Below are 17,852 nucleotides of genomic sequence, written 5' to 3' on the forward strand. Positions count from 1 at the left end.
ATAATTGGGCAGTTGAACCATCGGTTCATACACTTCAGGCAATACGGGATGGACAACTGTCTCGGATCAGCCTAATTTGCATTGTGATAAATCTTCAAACACACAATGTTGAACCGCAAGGACGCTAAGGCGCAACGAATCAATTAGTAATAATTCGTTGCGCCTTAGCGTCCTTGCGGTTCAAAAAACCATAAAACAACATCGATGAACATTAACGCTTATCTAACCCGAATCCACTACGCTGGCCCCGTAGACGTTTCGCTTGAAACCTTGCAAAATCTCCACTACCAGCATCTGCTATCCATACCCCTCGAGAACCTGGATATTCATTACGGGCGGGACATTGTGTTGGATACGGACGTCCTGTTTACTAAACTCATCACGAAAAAACGTGGAGGGTTTTGCTACGAACTGAATGGACTTTTCTGTGAATTACTTCGGGCAATTGGCTTTACGGCTAAACTGGTGTCGGGGCAGGTCTTTGAACCAGGGAAAGGATTCAACGATGAATTTGACCATGCAGCCATTATCGTTCATTTGAACGGTATCGACTGGCTGGTCGATGTAGGGTTTGGCCGTCGGTTTCCACTTTATCCGATAGCTATTCAACCCGGCGAGATTCAGGAAGATAGGACGGGTCTATACACAATCAGGTCATACAATGCCGCCTATTGGGTCATTCAGTATCAGAATGAAACAGGTAACTGGGTGCCTGCGTACCTCTTCACGACCGTTTCGCGCCAACTGACCGACTTCAGAAGTATGTGCCGTTATCATCAAACGTCATCGGCATCCTACTTTACGCAGAATATGCTTTGTACGCTCGTAACGCCAAACGGCCGGATTACCCTTACCGACGACAAATTGAAAATTACAGAGCAGGGCCGGGTAACTGAACAGCCGGTCGATGATGCTGATGACTTTGAGTACCTGCTGGAAACGCACTTCGGCATTCGGATGAGCTGGGACATTTACGCCCTACGTCCCGAAGTGCTGTTGTTTGCCATCCAGGCCAGCGATTCCAGTTACCGAACCCCGGTCAATGGACTGGCCAACTATTATTTTTCGCATCCGCATCCATAAATACGCCACCCGTTAAGCTCACCGACTGAAGTTTCTTCTTAATCGGGAGCTTAACCATAGCCTGTTTCTGATTAGCCTGCCAGATAGCTGGTGTCTGATGGAAAGTTTCCTTTGTACCATCGGCAAAGGTGACGACTATATCTACTGGTACGGCAAATCCACCGATATTTTGTAGGGTAATGGTAGCCTGAGATGCAGTCGATTCTACCTTCTGAATGGCCAGGTCGATGTAGTTATGGCTGAAAAACCAGTTGTTCCAGAACCAGTTCAGATCTTTGCCTGATGCGCTGTTAAAGCTGAAAAACATATCCCAGGGAGTGGGGTGCTTCCCATGCCAGCGGTCGATAAACGTGTGCAGGCTTTTTTTGAATTCGACATCGCCGAGCAAATCCTTGAGAGCCAAATAACCTAGAGCCGCTTTACCGTATTCGTTATTGCCAAGCGCTGCCCCGCTCAGAATATTGGCTGGCGTGATGATCGGTAAATCCTGCTCGGCCGATGGGTCTTTGATCCAGCTATTGACCCGGAAGTTCAGAAAGTTTTTCGTCGCCTGCTCATACCCCAGATCGGCCTGACTGATGAGGTATTCGAAGGCCGTAATCCAGCCTTCATCCATAAAGCCGTAGCGGGTTTCGTTGATACCCATGTAAAACGGGAACCAGGTATGGGCTAGCTCATGCTCGGCTACGAACCGTGAGAAATTTAGGTCGGGCGTGCTGCTGTCGTTAACCAGCATCGGGTATTCCATATCGGCAAAACCCTGCACGATGGTTGTTTTGGAGTAAGGATACGGAACGCCGGGGAGATTGTTCGAAAACCAGTCGAGTGCATGTCGCCCGAAGCGAACCATCTGGTGAAAATCGGCCGCGTTATCCAGAAAAGCCGCCTGCACACTGGCCCGTCGATTCGTCTTTTTATCGACTACCACGCTGGATGCATCCCATACATAGTGATTGCTGATACACAGTGCCATATCTGGCACATTGTTCGCCTTCCATTTCCAGCTATTGACGGCCTGCTGCGTTGTGACCTTCCCGCTCGTCATATCAGCTAGCATGGCTACATGAATAACCGAATCGGTAGTCATCGACTCCGTCAGGCGTTTGGCGAAAGCAGGTTGTAGAACCTCGGCGGCATTCTGTAAATCGCCCGTTGCCCAGACTACGTAGTCTTTGGGAACATTGATGGTGAGCGTATAGTCGTTGAAGTCATTGTAAAACTCCTGGGCTTCAGTAAACGTGGTACGATCCCAGCCGTAATAGTCGTCCATAACGGCTATGCGCGGATAGAAATACGCCAGAAAGAACGTCGTTGAGTCGAGCATACCTTCCCGATTGCTTTCCAGCGACATATCGAAATGCCAGTCGAAGGAAAGTTTTACAGAATCGTGGGGCATCAGTGGTTTCGTGAGAACAACCTGCCGCCAGGTAGCCGTACCGGCATCCCGCCAGTTTTTAGTAATTCCGTTTTCTGCATAGCGGTCGATGTGTATACCCGAAGTCAGGTAATCGGGCGAGGCTGGGGCCTGTCGGATGGCACCCGGTTGATGGCTGTTGAGAAAGAGCTTAAAAACGAGGATAGTAAGTGTATCGGGGCTGTTGTTGGTATAGGTGATGTCTTCTGTTCCCCGAATGGCCCGATTGGGTGGCGCTGCCGTAACCGTGATAGCATAGCGGGCCGAGTTTTGCCAATAGTTTTTGCCGGGCTTACCATCCATTGAGCGGGTGCCTTTCTGGTACGCCTGTTTGATGTTTCGTGGCATATATAAACTCTGGGCCTGCATAAGGCCTACGCTGGCAGCTATCAACAAAGTAGTCATCAACGGTTTTCTGAAGGCAAATGGACTGATTCGCATACTGATTATGACTAAGAATAGGTGCAAGCTACTAAAAAGCCGAAAAGTCGATGCTCAAATTTGGAAGAGTGGTAAGCGTAATAAAGTTGATCGGGAGGTTCATCAAATCGGTTATGAAACGTTACAGAATATTTTGTGGTTTTACTCGTACTACTAAAAAAAGATCGCCATGGAACAGTCTGCTTTATCAATGCCTTCTGGACGATTAAATCCATTACAAGTTAGTTTACTCCGACTTTTTAATCGAGAAATGACTGATGACCAAGTGCTTGAATTAAAGCGCGTATTGGTTCAGTATTATTCAGAGCGATTGAAGGATGAAGTAGAACTAGCTGTAGTTGAGCGCAGCTATACACAAGCCGATTTTGACAATATGTTAAATGAGAACTCCTGATGTTACGGATTGTTGTCGATACAAATTGTCTATTGGCGTCTATCTCTCCTCGTAGCTCATATTATAAACTTTATCGACTATTTGAGCGTGAAAAGCTTGAGTGGGTAGTCAGTAATGAAATTTTGACGGAATATGGCGAAAAGCTAATTGAAAACTATTCGATACAAACGGCTGATCTAGTGCTGACTATTCTGACACTCGCCCCCAATACATTATTTCAGGAAGCTTATTACAACTGGCAGCTTATTGAAGAAGACCCAGACGATAATAAGTTTGTAGATGTTGCTATTGCGGCTGGGGCAGATTATCTGATTACGAATGATAGTCATTTCCGTGTGCTGAAGAAACTCGTATTTCCTAAAGTCAACATAGTTTCTTTACCTGACTTCTCAGATATGATTTCCGAAGATTAATAAGCATAAATAAAAACCGGGAATACAAGTAAACTCGTATTCCCGGCGAAAATCCGTTATACAACTGCTTATACGCCCAGTGGACCGCCCAGGGTAACATTCGTACCAGCGCTGGGCGTGGAATGGATACCAGCATGATGGCTGCCTGGGTGATGTTCCTCTTCTTCTTTAGAACCTTTGTTGATAAACGATTCGGCCAGGATTGTCAATTTCCGGTCGGTTTCCTTTTCTTCTTCTAGTGTCATCGCCAGCAGTTCGGCCGATTGGGTGAAATCAAGCACATGGGCCAGCGTTAGTAAGGAGCCATAGATAGCGATTTCATAATGTTCGATAGCCTGTGCGGCAATAATCAGTCCAGCATCGCGGGTAAGCGACCCCGGCTCTGTATTGTCGATAACCCATTGAGCATCATGGATTAATCCGTCGATTGCTGTTGATCTATGCTCCTCGGCCCGAATACCGATAATTCGGAATATTTCTTCTAGTCGTTCAACCTGTGTACGGCTTACCTCCTCATGATGGGCAAAAGCATGACCAACTTCGTCGGTTGTGCTGGCTTCTGCCTGATCCGCCAATGCATCGACAGTTCGCTTTTCGGCATAGTATACACTTTTCAGGTTGGTGATAAACAGGTCACGTAGCCCTTCATCAGCAGTGGAGTCATTTCCACTGAAAAAACTCGCAATTCGTTCTCCCAAAGAGGCCATATCACTTTATTGTTAATGTAAAATAATGATTAACAATAATGGTATCTAAATCTGTGCCAGATGCTGACTATCAGCAGTGTATGAATTGATAGATATCAGAATGATACTATTTTTCCACAGTTATTGTGGGGAATTGTCGCTTTCCTACTCCTTATTTTAATACCCTGCAGCCTGCCCATCTTTTCGCATTTCGGATGCCCCCCAATAAATTCGATTGACTGCGTCCCAGTGAATGGCTTGATAACCGCCGAAGAAATCGGTTGAAGACAGGTGGTGGCCCCGCTTTTCCAGGTCATCACGAACCTCCTTACTAATACCACTTTCCAGCGCCAGTCGCCCTCCATCGGTCATGATTGTACCAATTGGTTCACTACTACCCGAATGGCTAAATCGGGCTGCATCGCCCGCTTCCTGTACGTTCATACCAAAATCGATGATGTTACACAGCACCTGCACGTGGCCTTGTGGCTGCATAGCTCCTCCCATAACCCCGAAGCTGAGAAACGGCTCCCCATTTTTAAGCACGAAACCGGGTATGATAGTGTTGAACGGACGCTTGCCAGGTGCGTAGACGTTGGCATGGCCGGATTGCAGATTAAAACTGGTGCCCCGGTTATGCAGAACGAATCCAAGTCCATCAGGTACCAGACCACTACCAAACTCCAGCATATTGCTTTGAATGAGTGACACAATATTCCCCTGTTCATCGGCAACCGTCAGGTAAACGGTGTCGCCGGTACGAAGGGCTGGGTCGCCGGCATCCAGATGTTCGGAGGCTTTTTTTGGGTCGATCAGTTTCCGGCGTTGGGCCGCATAGTCTTTTGTGAGTAACCACTTAGTTGAAGCCTTGGCAAAAGCAGGGTCAGCATAGTATTTGGCTCGATCTTCAAAGGCTAACTTCTTGGCTTCGACGAGCAAGTGGAGGTAGTCGGCACTGTTATGGCCTAGTTTTTTCAGGTCATACCCTTCCAGAATGTTCAGCATCTCCAGCACTGAAATTCCCTGGCCATTAGGTGGTAACTCGTACACATCGTACCCCCGGTAATTCACTGAAACAGGATCGATCCACGTACTTTGATGAGCTGCTAAATCGGCTTTTCGTATATACAAACCTGCTCGTTGCGCATAGCGATCTATAGCATCGGCAAGGCTACCCTTATAAAAAGCATCCCGGCCACTCGTAGCAATTTTTTCGTATGTAGTAGCCAGATCAGGGTTTCGGAACAATTGCCCTTCAACCGGCGCTTTGCCGTTGATCAGGAAGGTTTTGCGGAAGTTGCCGAATTCCTGAACAATGGCTTCACTAGCGGCCAGCCGGTTAGCGGCAACCTGCCAGGAGTAAGCAATAACCTGCGGAACGGGAGCCCCCTCGCGGGCGTAGCGGATGCTGGGAGCCAGAAGGGTATGCATGGGTAATTTGCCAAACCGATGATGTAACTGAAACCACCCATCCACCGCGCCCGGTACCGAAACCGATAAAGGGCCATAAAGCGGAAGCTGTTTTTTGTCGCCCAGTAGTTTCTGCAACGCTTCGTAGGTAAGTCCTTTTGGCGACCGGCCACTGGCATTCAGGCCGTACAATTTTTTATCCTTCGCCGACCAGACAATGGCAAACAGATCGCCACCGATACCACCGTTATTGGGCTCGACAACACCTAAGGCAGCATTCGCAGCAATGGCGGCATCAATGGCCGTTCCACCTTGTTTTAATATATCCAGCCCGATCTGGGTAGCCAGGGGATGACTGGTTGCTACCATACCATGCTGACCTAATACCGGGCTGCGTGTAGCAAAAGTAGGGCCTGTAATTCGATCTCCTTTGCCTATCTGCTGGCCATGCAGCGGGAGATAGACTAGCCAAATGATTGGTAAGCAGAAATAAAGGCAAAGCCGATTCATAGAGCTAAACAGTTTACGTTTAAACGCAGGAGTACGCTCCACTTACTGTAGTACCCAATTCAAGGTCATTACACCGGCCAGCCCAGATACCGAAACCAGCGTTTCCATGATCGACCAGGTTTTGAGTGTATCGGCCATAGAAAGTTGAAAATACTCCCGAAACAGCCAGAATCCCGTATCGTTTACGTGGGAGAACATCATGCTCCCGGCGCCGATACTCAAGACCATCAAATTCGGCTCAACGCCCGAAGTGGCCAGGAGTGGCGTTACAAACCCAGCGGTGGTAATCCCCGATACAGTCGACGAGCCAACACAGACCCGAATAAGCGCGGCCATACCCCAGGCCAGAACATACGGGTGAAGCGTTGAGTGTTGCATCAGATCGGCTATCGACTGGTTCACGCCACCATCCGTCAAGACTTGCTTAAGCGCACCCGCACCACCAAAAATTAGAAACAGCATAGCCACATCCTTAATGGCATCACCAAACAGGGCGGTTACTTCGGGCATTGTTTTTCCTCGCCACAAGCCCAGAGTAAACGATGCCAGAACGACCGCCAGGAACATGCTCACGATGGGTTCGCCCATAAAGAGTAGCGTTTGTTGCTGCCAGGAGTTGGTTGGCAGAAAGGGACTAATCAACGTGCTGATGCCAATGAGCAGAATCGGAAACAGAACCGTCAGAAAGCTTACAGCGGTCGAAGGAGTCTGATGAGTCTCCAGATTGGGAGCAATGAATGCCGGGTTGGGCAGGTTAGTGTATCGCTTTAGTGTGGAGCCGAATAAAGCACCTGACACCAGAATGGCCGGAATCGATACAAGGATGCCGTAGAAAAGCGTCAGGCCCATGTTGGCGTTGAACTGCTTTAGTATAGCCAGGGGAGCCGGATGGGGTGGTAAATAGCCCTGTGTAACGGACAGAGAAGCCAGCATCGGCAGGCCAATGTACAGAGCCGGTAGTTTATAGCGATAGGCTACAGTGATGACCAGCGGAGCCAGCAACATAAACCCCACCGAATAGAACAATGGTAAGCCAACAATAAAACCCGTAACCATAAAGGCCCAACGCGCATGCCGGGTACCTACCAGCCCCATCATACTACTGGCAATGCGCTCGGCAGCTCCACTTTGTGCCACCAGTTTCCCCAGCATAGCGCCCAGGGCAATAATGGCCGTAATAGAGGCCAGTGTGCCACCGATCCCTTTCTGAATGGCGTCGACAATAGCTAAAGGTTTAAGGCCTAAAGCCAGTCCAACGCCTACCGATACGGCCAGAAATGCCAGAAAGGTATGTAAACGAACCCATGAAATGAGTGCTATCAGCGTCAGTATGCCAAGCAGGGTAATGGTTAGAGGCATGATGGAAATTAAGGAGTCGTTCCGGGTTTGTGGTGGAAAGGCGCCAATTAGTAGATTTTAACCTTATATCGGTAGCGACCTCTGAAATACTCCCTCATCTTCACCACTTCCCGGCTCTGATCCGAAATCCAGAATGTGGCATACACACCTTGCTGACCGTAATCAATTTTTAAGAGCCAACAGTTGATCGTAGTCGCTCCTCCTATCGATAAATCTTCTTTCCCGGTCACGGTCAACCGATAATAGCTGGCCGATGGGCTCCCCGGTTCGTAGAAGGCAATAGCAAACTCCTGACCTACTCGTTTGAAGGGAAGCAGCGGAAGGATTTCCAGATCCATCGGAAACGCAAAGGCAGGTGGGTTCATGATTACTCGAAACGAACTGTCTTTAGCGGTATGCTGATCAGCAGCCGGTATGGTTACGGTGGTGCCGTTAAAGACAAAATTCCGATTCCCTCGTTTGGTATAGGTAGCTCTATGGGTAAGTGGCGCCAGTGAAGGGAATAATCCAGTAGTTGTCACGTTGGCCAGTAGCGAGTCTTTCTGAAACCATTGCCAATTAAACTGGTAGATTTTTTGACCGGTGGAGGTAGCGCTCAGGCGAATCGTCCGATCCCAGAGATCGGCAGAAGAGAGCCGATGCCCAAGGCTATCTTCAAAAAAGACAGCATACGTACGTTTCACTTCCCGAAATGCAGCCACGTTTAACCTTAAGTTGGCTGTATTAATTGTATCAATTTGCGCACTAACTGTGTTGACTAAACTGCCAAGTAAAAGAAATGCCAGAAGAAATCGGTGCATGGTTAAAGCCAGAGTTGAGGAAGGGCCAAGTTACCAATTTCAGGCTCTGTTTCTACCGTTTTTGCTCCGAACGGAAGTCCATGGCAAACTGAGTGGCGAGCAGGTTGCTGCAAGTTTTATATTAAAATTAAGTACTATAAAAATAGTTTAATAAAAAATTTGTTATTTATTATGAGATTATTCTCATTATTGCTTCAAGCAAAACCACAGATATTTATAGTTATGAGTAATTCGAATCAACTCCAATATTTCATATCGCAATCCTATCGGCAGGTTCAACTTTCGGTTGAGAAAGGAACAACACATTATCCGTACAGTGATTTTAATACACAGTTCAACCAATTGCTGGAAGCTTCGGGCGACGAAGCTTATGCACGTAACCTGACCATTCAGTTAGTGGAAGAGGCCGCGCAGTATCGCCAGACTACCGATTATCTGCGCCAGGAAATGGCTTTTGAAGCCCAGGCATCTACTTTGGTAGACCGTACTACGGCTGTTGCGCTCGATCAGCATCACGATGCTGCATTGGTTGACCGTCGCATGCATCGGCACGCTCCACGTACCAATCAGCTAGTGGCTGAGTTGGTTTGATGAGTTTTATTTGCAAGTACGACCCCATTGGGTTCGCATGTCTATAGCTAAGAGATTTACCCTATAAACATGCAAACCCCGACGGGGTCGTACCAAATCTGACAGAAAAGTAAGATCAAAGTAACGCCGTTGGCTCAATCTAACAGGGTTGAAAACCAAGTATTAAGCCTTCCGAATCAAATCCAGTAGTTTGCGGTCCAGCTTATGGCCGTACCAATCTTCATAGGCTACGTCTGTTCGACCGGAGTCCAGAATGCCGAAGGAGCCCACAAACTCCCAGAGTGCGAAGCCGATTCCATGGCTGGATAGAATGTCGAGCACATCGCTGAACCAGGCTAGAAATACACCATGTGGCGTTTTATTCCAGCAACCGCACTCGCCACAATGGACCCCCACGCCCTTGTTGACCAGTTCAATCCAGGGTTGATAAAATGTTTCAAGCATGGCCCGGCTGAGATATTTGTCGCCCACCTGCCCCGGCCATTTGGGTTCAGGCAGATGGTCTGGGTCTTTATTGGCCCAGGGCGCTTTATAGTGTGAAATGATCCCCGGATTATATCCCCGGCAACTTTGCGCAATATCCAGGTCGACTAATTCGGGAATGACCGAGCTGCCGGTATTGTTTCCATCGGCAATAATCAAGTGCTTCGGATTTTCCTTTCGAATGGCGTTGGAAGCGGCCATCGCTACCTTTCTGTATACATCACCCGGTACTGTACTATGGGGCGAATGCTGATCGTTCATATCGGTCCGCATACTAGGTTCGTTGAGCAGATCGAAGCTGATTTGCTTCGACGATACAGTTTTGTACCGCTTTGCCCACATATTCCAGTGGAAACAGAACGCATCCAGTGCAGCCTGATCTTTCCAGAGGTTATAGGGTTCATGGAAGCCCGCGTTCACACAGTAGCCTGGTGCCCGGTGTAAGTTCAGGCTCACATGCAGGTTATACCTGTGGGCCATCGATACTAACTGGTCGATTCGATCGACCAACTGTGGGTCAATCTGATACACTTCGTCGGGGGTAATGTTGCGGCTCCGGTCGAATTTCAGATATGACGGGTAGGCAATGGGTATCCGAACGAAGTCGAATCCCCAATCCTGCATCCATTTGAAATAATCTTCCTTCGTGGCTGGGCGGCTGTTGGCCGGGTCAGGTGAGAAGAAATCCAGCAGGTTAAACCCCTTCCATTTAGGCAGTTTGTTTTTGCCCTGAAAGGCTGGTTGCGGAGTTGCCAGCAGGTCCGGTCCTGCTGTACTCAGCGCTGTTGCCAGCAGGCTTGTATTCCGAATAAATGTCCGTCGTTCCATACGTGGAAGAGAGTAGCAAATTCTTAATCTACTCGCAGAACCCTGCTGTATCGTAATGTTTTCTGTATTTCCCGCTCCAACTGAAGGCTTCATGAGAAATTACGGATAGTTATTCGATTGGTCAGTCAAGTAAAAACGAGGGTATTGACGTCTTATAAGGCAAATCTTGCATGTTGACGATAAAAAGAAACCAATAACCATGAAAAAAGACCTTTTCGCGTTGGGCCTGGCTACCCTTTCCTTACTGGGGGTATCCGATAGTTTTGCTCAGAAAGGAAAGCCGTTGTACACGTTTCCGATTGGGGTTGAGTCGTATACCTACCGGGCCAGCTTCCCCAAAAATGTTATTGCTACCCTGGATACCATTAAAGCACTGGGCATTACCGACATGGAAGGAGGTGCCCCAAAAGGCTATACCGAAGCCGAATTCAAAAAGCTATGCGACGAACGAGGTATTAAAATTTCGGCTACGGGTGGCGGATACGAACAACTGGCCAAAGACCCTACTGACGCGATCAATAAAGCAAAAGCACTGGGCGCTTCGTACATCATGTGCGCCTGGATTCCTCACGAAAGAGGCCATTTTAACCTCGATAATGCTAAAAAAGCCGTAGAGGATTTTAACCGCATCGGCAAAGCCATGAAGGACCAGGGCATTACTTTTTGCTACCATAATCATGGTTACGAGTTCCACCCTTACGAAGATGGTACGCTGTTCGACTATATTGTAAAAAATACCAACCCCGAATACGTTTCGTTCGAGATGGATATTTTGTGGGCGCAACACGGTGGGGCCGACCCAGTTGCCCTACTGAAAAAATATGGTAGTCGCTTTAAGCTGATGCACCTGAAAGACCTCAAAAAAGGGGTAAAAGGTGATCTGACGGGCGGTACTCCTCCCGAAAACGATGTAGTACTCGGCCAGGGACAGGTGAATATTCCTGAGATTTTACGGTTGGCGAAGAAAGCAGGTGTAAAACACTACTACATTGAGGACGAGAGTAACAAAGAATACGAACAAATGCCTAAGAGCATTGCTTATTTGAAGAGTTTGAAGGAGTAAGTCTTGAGAGAAACGTTCCTACGTTTCCAGAGTCGATAATCCAGATGTGCCCCCGAGGGCGTCAATTAGTTATAGCAGACTCAATATGTCTATACCTAGTTGATACTCTCGGGGGCATACGCTTTCTTGCCCAGTTAGGTTCAGTTGCCTTTTCGCTTCGCCAGCTTCCTATTGGCTTTCCGAATGGCATCGAACCAAAGGTCATAGGTGAAGCAGCCTTCCCAGCCCCGGAAGTCGTAATGCCACCACTCCCACGGAAATACAGCGAAACCGACCCGCTCCATCGCCGAACGTAACAGCGTGCGGTGTGCCAGCGACGCACTGTCCGAATCCATGTAGTTGTGATAGGCGCGGGGCGTTGATTCGTCATAACCTGATGGCATGGATAGCCGTTTGCCGGTTTTCAGTTCATACAGCGATAGGTCGATAGCCATTCCTCGGTTATGTTTGGAGCCTTTTCGTGGATCGGCCACAAACGTAGTGTCGCCATGTTCTTCATAAAAAAGCATGGTGATTGCGTAAGGCCGGTATCCGTCGAACAACACCAATCCATAGCCCTGTTTTTTCAGGTTTTCAGCTACCTGCCTTAGGGCTAATGCGGCTGGTTTACGCATGAATACATCGGCGGTTGGGTACAGCTTTCGTTTGAGAAAATTGGTCGTATCGGCATACGTGACGTCGTATTGAGCCTCAGGCAAGATCTGGCGCATATCGACCAGTTCATTGTCGGGGTCAGCCGCTACAATTTTCTCATAAATCGACACATCACTAACCACTGGCAAGCCGTACTTACTTTTGGGTAAATGAAATTTCAGTGGCTGAGCCAGGAGTGATACGCTTGTTGACAGACAAAGAAGGAGTGTGCTCAGGCAGATTGATTTTGTCATGTAGCTGCTGATGAGTGGATTAGCTGTCAACGGCCAGCATCAGAGACCGTTGTTGGCTGATAAAGGAAATAATCATAAATGGCACGGGCCGACTGGGCAATAACCTGCTCTCGCTCGGCTAGCGGCATGGGTGAATCCCCAACGAAAACGGCAATGGCTATGTGGCCGGCCTCATCGGGTAAGGTGATAATGCCCACATCATCAGTAGCTAGGTTATTCAATGAACCCGTTTTATGAGCGATAACCGTGTTAGGAGGCAGGTACCCTTTGAGTCGTGCGGCTCCGCCCCGGCACCGTTCCATGACCCCTAGCAATAAGGCGCGACTTTCGGATTTGAGGGCCGTACCCCGGTAAATTTGTGCCAGTAAATTGACCATCGCTTCAGGGGTTGCGGTATCACGTGGATCGGTTGCCAGTTTGCGGGAAGCCTGCTGCTTCATATCGGGTGTAATGGCACTGTCTAATCGTGCGTAAAAGCCAAGCGTCCACTGATTCGCAGGTGGTAAGGTGATGCCATCGAGGTCGGCCAGTAGTTGAATAATAGTTCGGTCCACCGACATGCCCTGAATACCGAGCGCATTGACCCGTTTTTGAACGGCTTCAGTTCCGCCAACCAGCCGGAGTAGAATATCGGTAGCCGAATTGTCGCTAATGACCATCATCAGTTCGAGCAGGTTTTGCACCGAGAGTTGTACACCCGGTTTGGCAAACAGGACATCCAGCGTCCCACTTCCCGGATGCAGATCGGACGGTTGTAGGTCGACCATCGTCATCAGTGAGAGCTTACCTTGCTCGATGAGGGTAAACAGTTGTACGGCTATGGCTACTTTTATCGTGCTGGCCATCGGAAACCGTTCCTGTACGTTCAGGCTGACCTGTTTTCCCGACTCAAGGTGAAGTGCACAGATGCCGACTTTCCCCTTTGCCAGGGTTGAGATACGTTCGAGTTCGCGTTCTAACCGTTTTGTAGGAATATCGGACGGTTTTTTGATCGGTTGGCTCGTTTGTGCTATAACCGATAGGCTCCCGAATAGCCATGTACAGATAAGGAGTAAGGGGAGTTTCTGGAAAATTGATTGCATGGATTGGCTTGTGTATGAGGTGAGGTTCACTTATCGACAGGTTAAACCAAAGCCAGTGCTCGCTCCAGATCGGTTATCAGATCACTGACATTCTCGATGCCGACCGAATACCGAATCAGGCTTTCGGGAATGCCCAACAGGCTCCGTTGCTCTTCGGTTAGTTCGACGTGGCTAGTCGTTCGGGGTGGGCCAGCTAGTGTGCTGACAGAACCCAGGCTGGCGGCCAGATGAACAAACTGTAGGCGGGGAAGAAACTGCTTTACCTGCTCATAGCCACCAGTCAGCGAGAAACTCAGAATGCCCCCAAAACCTGACATCTGCGCTTTGGCAATGGCATGGCCGGGATGGCTCTCAAGACCCGGATAAAATACCTCACTCACTTTGGGATGGGCTTTCAGGTATTGAGCAATCGTGAGTGCCGATGCGTTCTGCCGTTCGATGCGTAGTTCCAGCGTTTTCATGCCCCGTGCAATCAGGTAGGCAGGGTCGGCCTGTAAGCTGGCGCCGTTGATTTCCCGGAATTGAAAGACTTTCTGGATGAGGTCTTTGCGTCCGCACAGAACACCCCCCATTGCATCGGAGTGACCGCACAGAAATTTAGTCGCGCTGTGCAACACCAGATCGGCACCCAGTGCGAGCGGATTTTGGTTGATGGGGGTCGCAAACGTGTTGTCGACCACCGTAACTGCCCCTACTTTTTTAGCCGCAGCCGCTAACCGACGCAGATCGACAATTTTGAGTGTCGGATTCGTTGGGGTTTCCAGATAGAGCAGGTCGCAGCCTTTCGCCAGTTCGGTTTCGATTGCATCGAAGTCGGTAGTATCGCAGAGAGTAACGTTTACCTGATAACGGGGCAGAAAATCTAGAAAAAGTCGACTGGCACCGCCATAGGTATCTTTGAGGGAAACCACCCGTTTGCCGGGTTCCAGTAACGCAAACAAGGTATTACTGATGGCTCCCATGCCCGTAGCGAAGGACGTTGCCGCTTCAGCTCCTTCCAGAATTCGGATTTTCTCTTCGAGTACGTGAACGGTTGGGTTGGTATTGCGGCTGTAAATGTATCCATCGGCATTGCCCGTTGCTACCCGATGCCATTCGTCCAGGTCATCATAGCCGAAGGTGACACTTTTAATAATAGGAGGGGTTACGGCTCCCTGGGTAAACAAATCGGTTTCGCCCGCCCATACCGATGCCGTACTTTTCTTGTACTCCGAAAAATCCATATTTATCAGGTTGTAAGTGATTGAGGTCTACCTGGTAATGATACGTAAAAAAGGAATTAGCTCTAATCACATAGAACACAGATTTTTATGATCTCTATGATTTTTACGAGTAGCCATCATTACAACCGACGTGTTGCCCGGAATTATACTGATTAGGGTACTATTCGGGCAGAATCAACTGAATTGATTAACTTTTGCGTCTCCTTCACGACAACTTCTATGACAATGCGATTTTTAGACAAAACCAGCAGGCTGATTTTCCTGATTGGCTTTTTACTCGCTGGCGGAACATGCGTCTCTGCTCAGTCCCGACCGTCTCTTCCTGAATTACGGCAGCAAATCGAACAGGAGTTGGCCCGACATCCGGGTGTGTTTGCGGTTGCTTTTAAGGACTTGACAACAGGCCAGGAACTGCTCATTCGAGAGAAAGAACTGTTTCATGCCGCCAGTACCATGAAAACGCCCGTTATGATCGAGGTTTACAAGCAACAGGCCCAGCACAAGCTATCGCTTTCGGACTCGATTCTGGTCAAAAATGAATTCAAAAGTATTGTCGATGGAAGCCCGTTCAGTTTGCCCATTAGCGTAGACGATGATACGGTTACCTACAAACAGTTGGGTACGAAACGGACGTTGGCTTCGCTGGTATACGACATGATCACGGTAAGCAGTAACCTGGCAACTAATCTGATCATTGAAAAGGTTGATGCCCGAAATGTAACCCAGACCATGCGCGAACTGGGTGCTAACGATATTCAGATTTGGCGGGGTGTAGAGGATTCGAAAGCGTTTGCGAAGGGCATGAACAATGCCACAACAGCCTATGACCTGATGGTCATCTACGATAAACTGGCGCAGGGGAAAGTGGTCAGCCCCGAAGCATCGAAGGCAATGATCGGTGTCCTGCTGGATCAGAAATTTAACGAATCGATTCCGGCTAAACTGCCTAAAGAGGTGAAAGTAGCCCATAAAACCGGCTCGATTACGGGTGTTCGGCATGATTCGGGTATCGTGTACCTGCCCGATGGCCGGAAGTACGTGCTGGTTATCCTGTCGAAGCAGATCAAGGATGATATAGAAACGCAGAATGTGATGGCAACCATCTCGGAATGGCTATATCGCTATGTAGCGCAGGCAGGCAAATGAAATGATCGGGTTTTTATTGCGTTGGCAAATCGTGTAGGTGAGGCAGATGTCTAGCCAAACAACCCTGACCCGCTATTATCGACTGAATGAGGTTAAAGCTATCAACGGACAACGGGCACGGCCCGATGCGAGCTTTTGCGGCCTCGGTTGGATGGAATGTTAACAGCTTACTGATTATCAAACACTCGCCCCAAGGCTAATTTAACAGTTATACTGGATTCGGTCACCCGCGAACACGGTGATTGTTGGGCTGCAAACTTAGCCTCGGGACGAGCTTCCTATCGCACGAGTTTAATTACTATTGCGGAATCGACTTAGCGAATTCAAATAAACACCCATCTGTCCGCGTTGCTTCATGGCCTCACGGTCAATTGTTTCTGGCAAGCTGTTGGCTTCACCATTTATCAGACTCCAGTCGAAGTCTTTAAAATTGTTGTAAATCTCAAAAGCGAACGGCCAATTCAAATAGTAGGTCAGCATCCAAGCCAGTTCGTAATCAAAATGCCTAGCGGCAACTATCTCCTTTAGAACCTGTATGATTTTCTCGCTATCTTGTTTATTGATGCCGTCAATACCAGTTAAATAACTCGGCTCTGTCATTGCGTACCACTGAATAAACAGACCTCTTTTTAAGGCTTCAATGTCTACGTTTGCCATGTCAGCATAGGCTTGATGTACTTCCCTATACTCAGCAAATATCTGTTTTAATCTGTCGTCGATTTTCGGTGTTTGTGGCTGACACAACTCAATTATCTCTGAGTACAATAGAGTTTCTTGTTCTGCTAATTCTTGAATTGTCATTTGATTAGGGAATACGTTTACCCTGTCAGTCGCAAGTTGCCCAACGAGCAAAAACCTTTCTAAGAAAGGGCGTTTACTGTGTTGCAAGAACCCGGAAATGCAAGCCCAGACTTGCTCTTGCGAGACATACAATTTGTCCGCCGAAACCCGCCCCGCCAGAAACTGCTTGTGTGTTCATTCAACGACCACAGGGACTGATGGCGACGCAGGAGCCTTTACACACATGGAAGGTTGGGCTGTCAAACTCTGACTTGGGGACGTGCTATCTGTCGCCGGAGATTTTGCGAACCAGTTCTTCACTTACGCCGACGGTTTGGGCTATTTGACTGACTGTCAAAACGCCCAAACTCAAAAGATTTTTGACGGTTTCGCTTTTTACAAGGTTTTCTCTACGTTCCTCGGCTTCTTCAATCCGCTTTTTCTCAGCTTTAACCGCTTCAGCGTTGGCCGCTGTTACACGCGCAAAGTACGCCCGCTCTTCCAGAGTCATCTTCCGAGTGTCCAACTCATCAATGGCCCGCTTTAGCCATTCTTCGTTCCAGAAAGCAGGGTATTGCGTGGGTTCGGTTGTATGAAGCGTCTTCATGGTGTATACCAGTTTGTCTAAGTCAGTTTCTATCTTGGCTAATTGCTTGTTGAACTTAGCCAATTCTACCGTAATAAACGTCATCTGAGTGTCAATGATTTCACCCGCTTCGCTTCGTAGATTAGCCACTGTATGGAAATGAGCAGTTGGTAAAATGCTCTTCGCTAAAATGGCGATGGCGTAGATTTTGGGCAGGTTAGCGTAATCAAACTCGCCCCGCTCCACTATTGTGTTGAACTTGTGCAAAGCGTAAAATTTCATCCTTTGGACAAAATGCGGAGCTAACCCTAACTGCATTTCTACGATAAATTGACTACCATTTTCATCAGTACAAGCCAAATCAAAAATACCGCTCCGACTGTCAATGGTCAGTGCCTCAAACACGTTCTTATCAAATCTAACTTCTCGAATGGGCGTGTCCGACTTGATTAGTGCCTGTAAGGCGGTACGCAAAAACAAACTGTCGGCTTCGTTACCAAAAGTGGCTTTGAAACCGTAGTCCGAAATAATGGGAATGTAAATACCTGTTTCCATTCCACAAAGATACTTAATCAATGCGCTTTCCGATTTTGGCGGATCGTTTGCCCTGTCAGATCGCATACCCTGTCGTACGCTACGTAAAAAACTCACTTTTTTGACTACTTCCAGGGCG

The 17,852-nt window shown here is 48.3% G+C and carries 17 protein-coding genes; 6 read left to right on the forward strand and 11 right to left on the reverse strand.

The window, feature by feature from the left end:
* Positions 1-204 precede the first annotated feature (204 nt).
* Positions 205-1,083, forward strand: coding sequence for an arylamine N-acetyltransferase family protein (locus tag B5M13_RS06100; RefSeq protein WP_080054833.1), 879 nt, complete (start codon positions 205-207; stop codon positions 1,081-1,083).
* Here B5M13_RS06100 and B5M13_RS06105 read toward each other — a convergent pair.
* Positions 1,040-2,902, reverse strand: a complete 1,863-nt coding sequence (locus tag B5M13_RS06105) for a M1 family metallopeptidase (RefSeq protein ID WP_245859805.1) — start codon at positions 2,900-2,902, stop codon at positions 1,040-1,042. The two genes, B5M13_RS06100 and B5M13_RS06105, sit on opposite strands and share 44 nt — an antisense overlap.
* Before the next feature lie 205 nt (positions 2,903-3,107).
* Between B5M13_RS06105 and B5M13_RS33320 the strand changes: the two genes are divergently transcribed.
* Both B5M13_RS33320 and B5M13_RS06110 read left to right on the forward strand, forming a co-directional pair.
* A complete protein-coding gene (locus B5M13_RS33320) occupies positions 3,108-3,332 on the forward strand; it encodes a hypothetical protein (protein ID WP_155297196.1) in 225 nt (74 codons plus the stop codon).
* Positions 3,332-3,745, forward strand: a complete 414-nt coding sequence (locus B5M13_RS06110) for a putative toxin-antitoxin system toxin component, PIN family (RefSeq protein ID WP_080054835.1) — start codon at positions 3,332-3,334, stop codon at positions 3,743-3,745. Before B5M13_RS33320 ends, B5M13_RS06110 begins: the two co-directional genes overlap by 1 nt.
* A gap of 68 nt (positions 3,746-3,813) precedes the next feature.
* Here B5M13_RS06110 and B5M13_RS06115 read toward each other — a convergent pair whose 3' ends face one another.
* The 4 genes from B5M13_RS06115 to B5M13_RS06130 form a co-directional block, all read right to left on the reverse strand.
* The gene (locus B5M13_RS06115; protein ID WP_080054836.1) at positions 3,814-4,452 is read right to left on the reverse strand and encodes a YciE/YciF ferroxidase family protein; all 639 of its coding nucleotides are present in this window, start codon (positions 4,450-4,452) and stop codon (positions 3,814-3,816) included.
* A 156-nt stretch (positions 4,453-4,608) separates the two neighbouring features.
* Positions 4,609-6,351, reverse strand: coding sequence for a gamma-glutamyltransferase (gene ggt / locus B5M13_RS06120; RefSeq protein WP_080054837.1), 1,743 nt, complete (start codon positions 6,349-6,351; stop codon positions 4,609-4,611).
* A 42-nt stretch (positions 6,352-6,393) separates the two neighbouring features.
* The gene (locus B5M13_RS06125; RefSeq protein WP_080054838.1) at positions 6,394-7,710 is read right to left on the reverse strand and encodes a gluconate:H+ symporter; all 1,317 of its coding nucleotides are present in this window, start codon (positions 7,708-7,710) and stop codon (positions 6,394-6,396) included.
* 47 nt (positions 7,711-7,757) lie between these two features.
* A complete protein-coding gene (locus B5M13_RS06130; protein ID WP_080054839.1) occupies positions 7,758-8,510 on the reverse strand; it encodes a hypothetical protein in 753 nt (250 codons plus the stop codon).
* A 222-nt stretch (positions 8,511-8,732) separates the two neighbouring features.
* On the opposite strand from B5M13_RS06130, the gene B5M13_RS06135 reads away from it, so the two are divergent.
* Positions 8,733-9,101 carry a hypothetical protein gene (locus B5M13_RS06135; protein WP_080054840.1) on the forward strand — a complete coding sequence of 123 codons (369 nt, stop codon included), beginning with the start codon at positions 8,733-8,735 and terminating at the stop codon, positions 9,099-9,101.
* Between the two features lie 162 nt (positions 9,102-9,263).
* Here the strand turns inward: B5M13_RS06135 and B5M13_RS06140 are convergent, their stop codons facing one another.
* Complete coding sequence (locus B5M13_RS06140; protein WP_080054841.1) at positions 9,264-10,412, reverse strand: glycoside hydrolase family 5 protein; 1,149 nt, start codon at positions 10,410-10,412, stop codon at positions 9,264-9,266.
* Between the two features lie 199 nt (positions 10,413-10,611).
* Between B5M13_RS06140 and B5M13_RS06145 the strand changes: the two genes are divergently transcribed.
* On the forward strand, positions 10,612-11,475 hold the full coding sequence (locus B5M13_RS06145) for a sugar phosphate isomerase/epimerase family protein (protein WP_080054842.1): 864 nt from the start codon (positions 10,612-10,614) through the stop codon (positions 11,473-11,475).
* Between the two features lie 140 nt (positions 11,476-11,615).
* On the opposite strand, the gene B5M13_RS06150 is transcribed toward B5M13_RS06145, so the two are convergent.
* From B5M13_RS06150 to B5M13_RS06160, 3 genes are read right to left on the reverse strand one after another with little or no spacing between them, the layout of a single operon-like run.
* Positions 11,616-12,362, reverse strand: a complete 747-nt coding sequence (locus tag B5M13_RS06150) for a M15 family metallopeptidase (RefSeq protein ID WP_155297197.1) — start codon at positions 12,360-12,362, stop codon at positions 11,616-11,618.
* Between the two features lie 26 nt (positions 12,363-12,388).
* On the reverse strand, positions 12,389-13,444 hold the full coding sequence (gene bla, locus B5M13_RS06155; RefSeq protein WP_080054844.1) for a class A beta-lactamase: 1,056 nt from the start codon (positions 13,442-13,444) through the stop codon (positions 12,389-12,391).
* Positions 13,445-13,485: 41 nt separating this feature from the next.
* Positions 13,486-14,667 carry a cystathionine gamma-synthase family protein gene (locus B5M13_RS06160; protein ID WP_080054845.1) on the reverse strand — a complete coding sequence of 394 codons (1,182 nt, stop codon included), beginning with the start codon at positions 14,665-14,667 and terminating at the stop codon, positions 13,486-13,488.
* Positions 14,668-14,892: 225 nt separating this feature from the next.
* On the opposite strand from B5M13_RS06160, the gene B5M13_RS06165 reads away from it, so the two are divergent.
* The gene (locus B5M13_RS06165; protein ID WP_080054846.1) at positions 14,893-15,813 is read left to right on the forward strand and encodes a serine hydrolase; all 921 of its coding nucleotides are present in this window, start codon (positions 14,893-14,895) and stop codon (positions 15,811-15,813) included.
* 291 nt (positions 15,814-16,104) lie between these two features.
* Here B5M13_RS06165 and B5M13_RS06170 read toward each other — a convergent pair whose 3' ends face one another.
* Complete coding sequence (locus B5M13_RS06170; protein ID WP_080054847.1) at positions 16,105-16,614, reverse strand: hypothetical protein; 510 nt, start codon at positions 16,612-16,614, stop codon at positions 16,105-16,107.
* 262 nt (positions 16,615-16,876) lie between these two features.
* Positions 16,877-17,734: an Rpn family recombination-promoting nuclease/putative transposase gene (locus B5M13_RS06175; protein ID WP_080059820.1), complete on the reverse strand. Its 858-nt coding sequence runs from the start codon at positions 17,732-17,734 to the stop codon at positions 16,877-16,879.
* Positions 17,735-17,852: the final 118 nt, after the last annotated feature.

It is taken from the genome of Spirosoma aerolatum, from assembly GCF_002056795.1.
GTDB classification, from domain to species: Bacteria; Bacteroidota; Bacteroidia; order Cytophagales; family Spirosomataceae; genus Spirosoma; species Spirosoma aerolatum.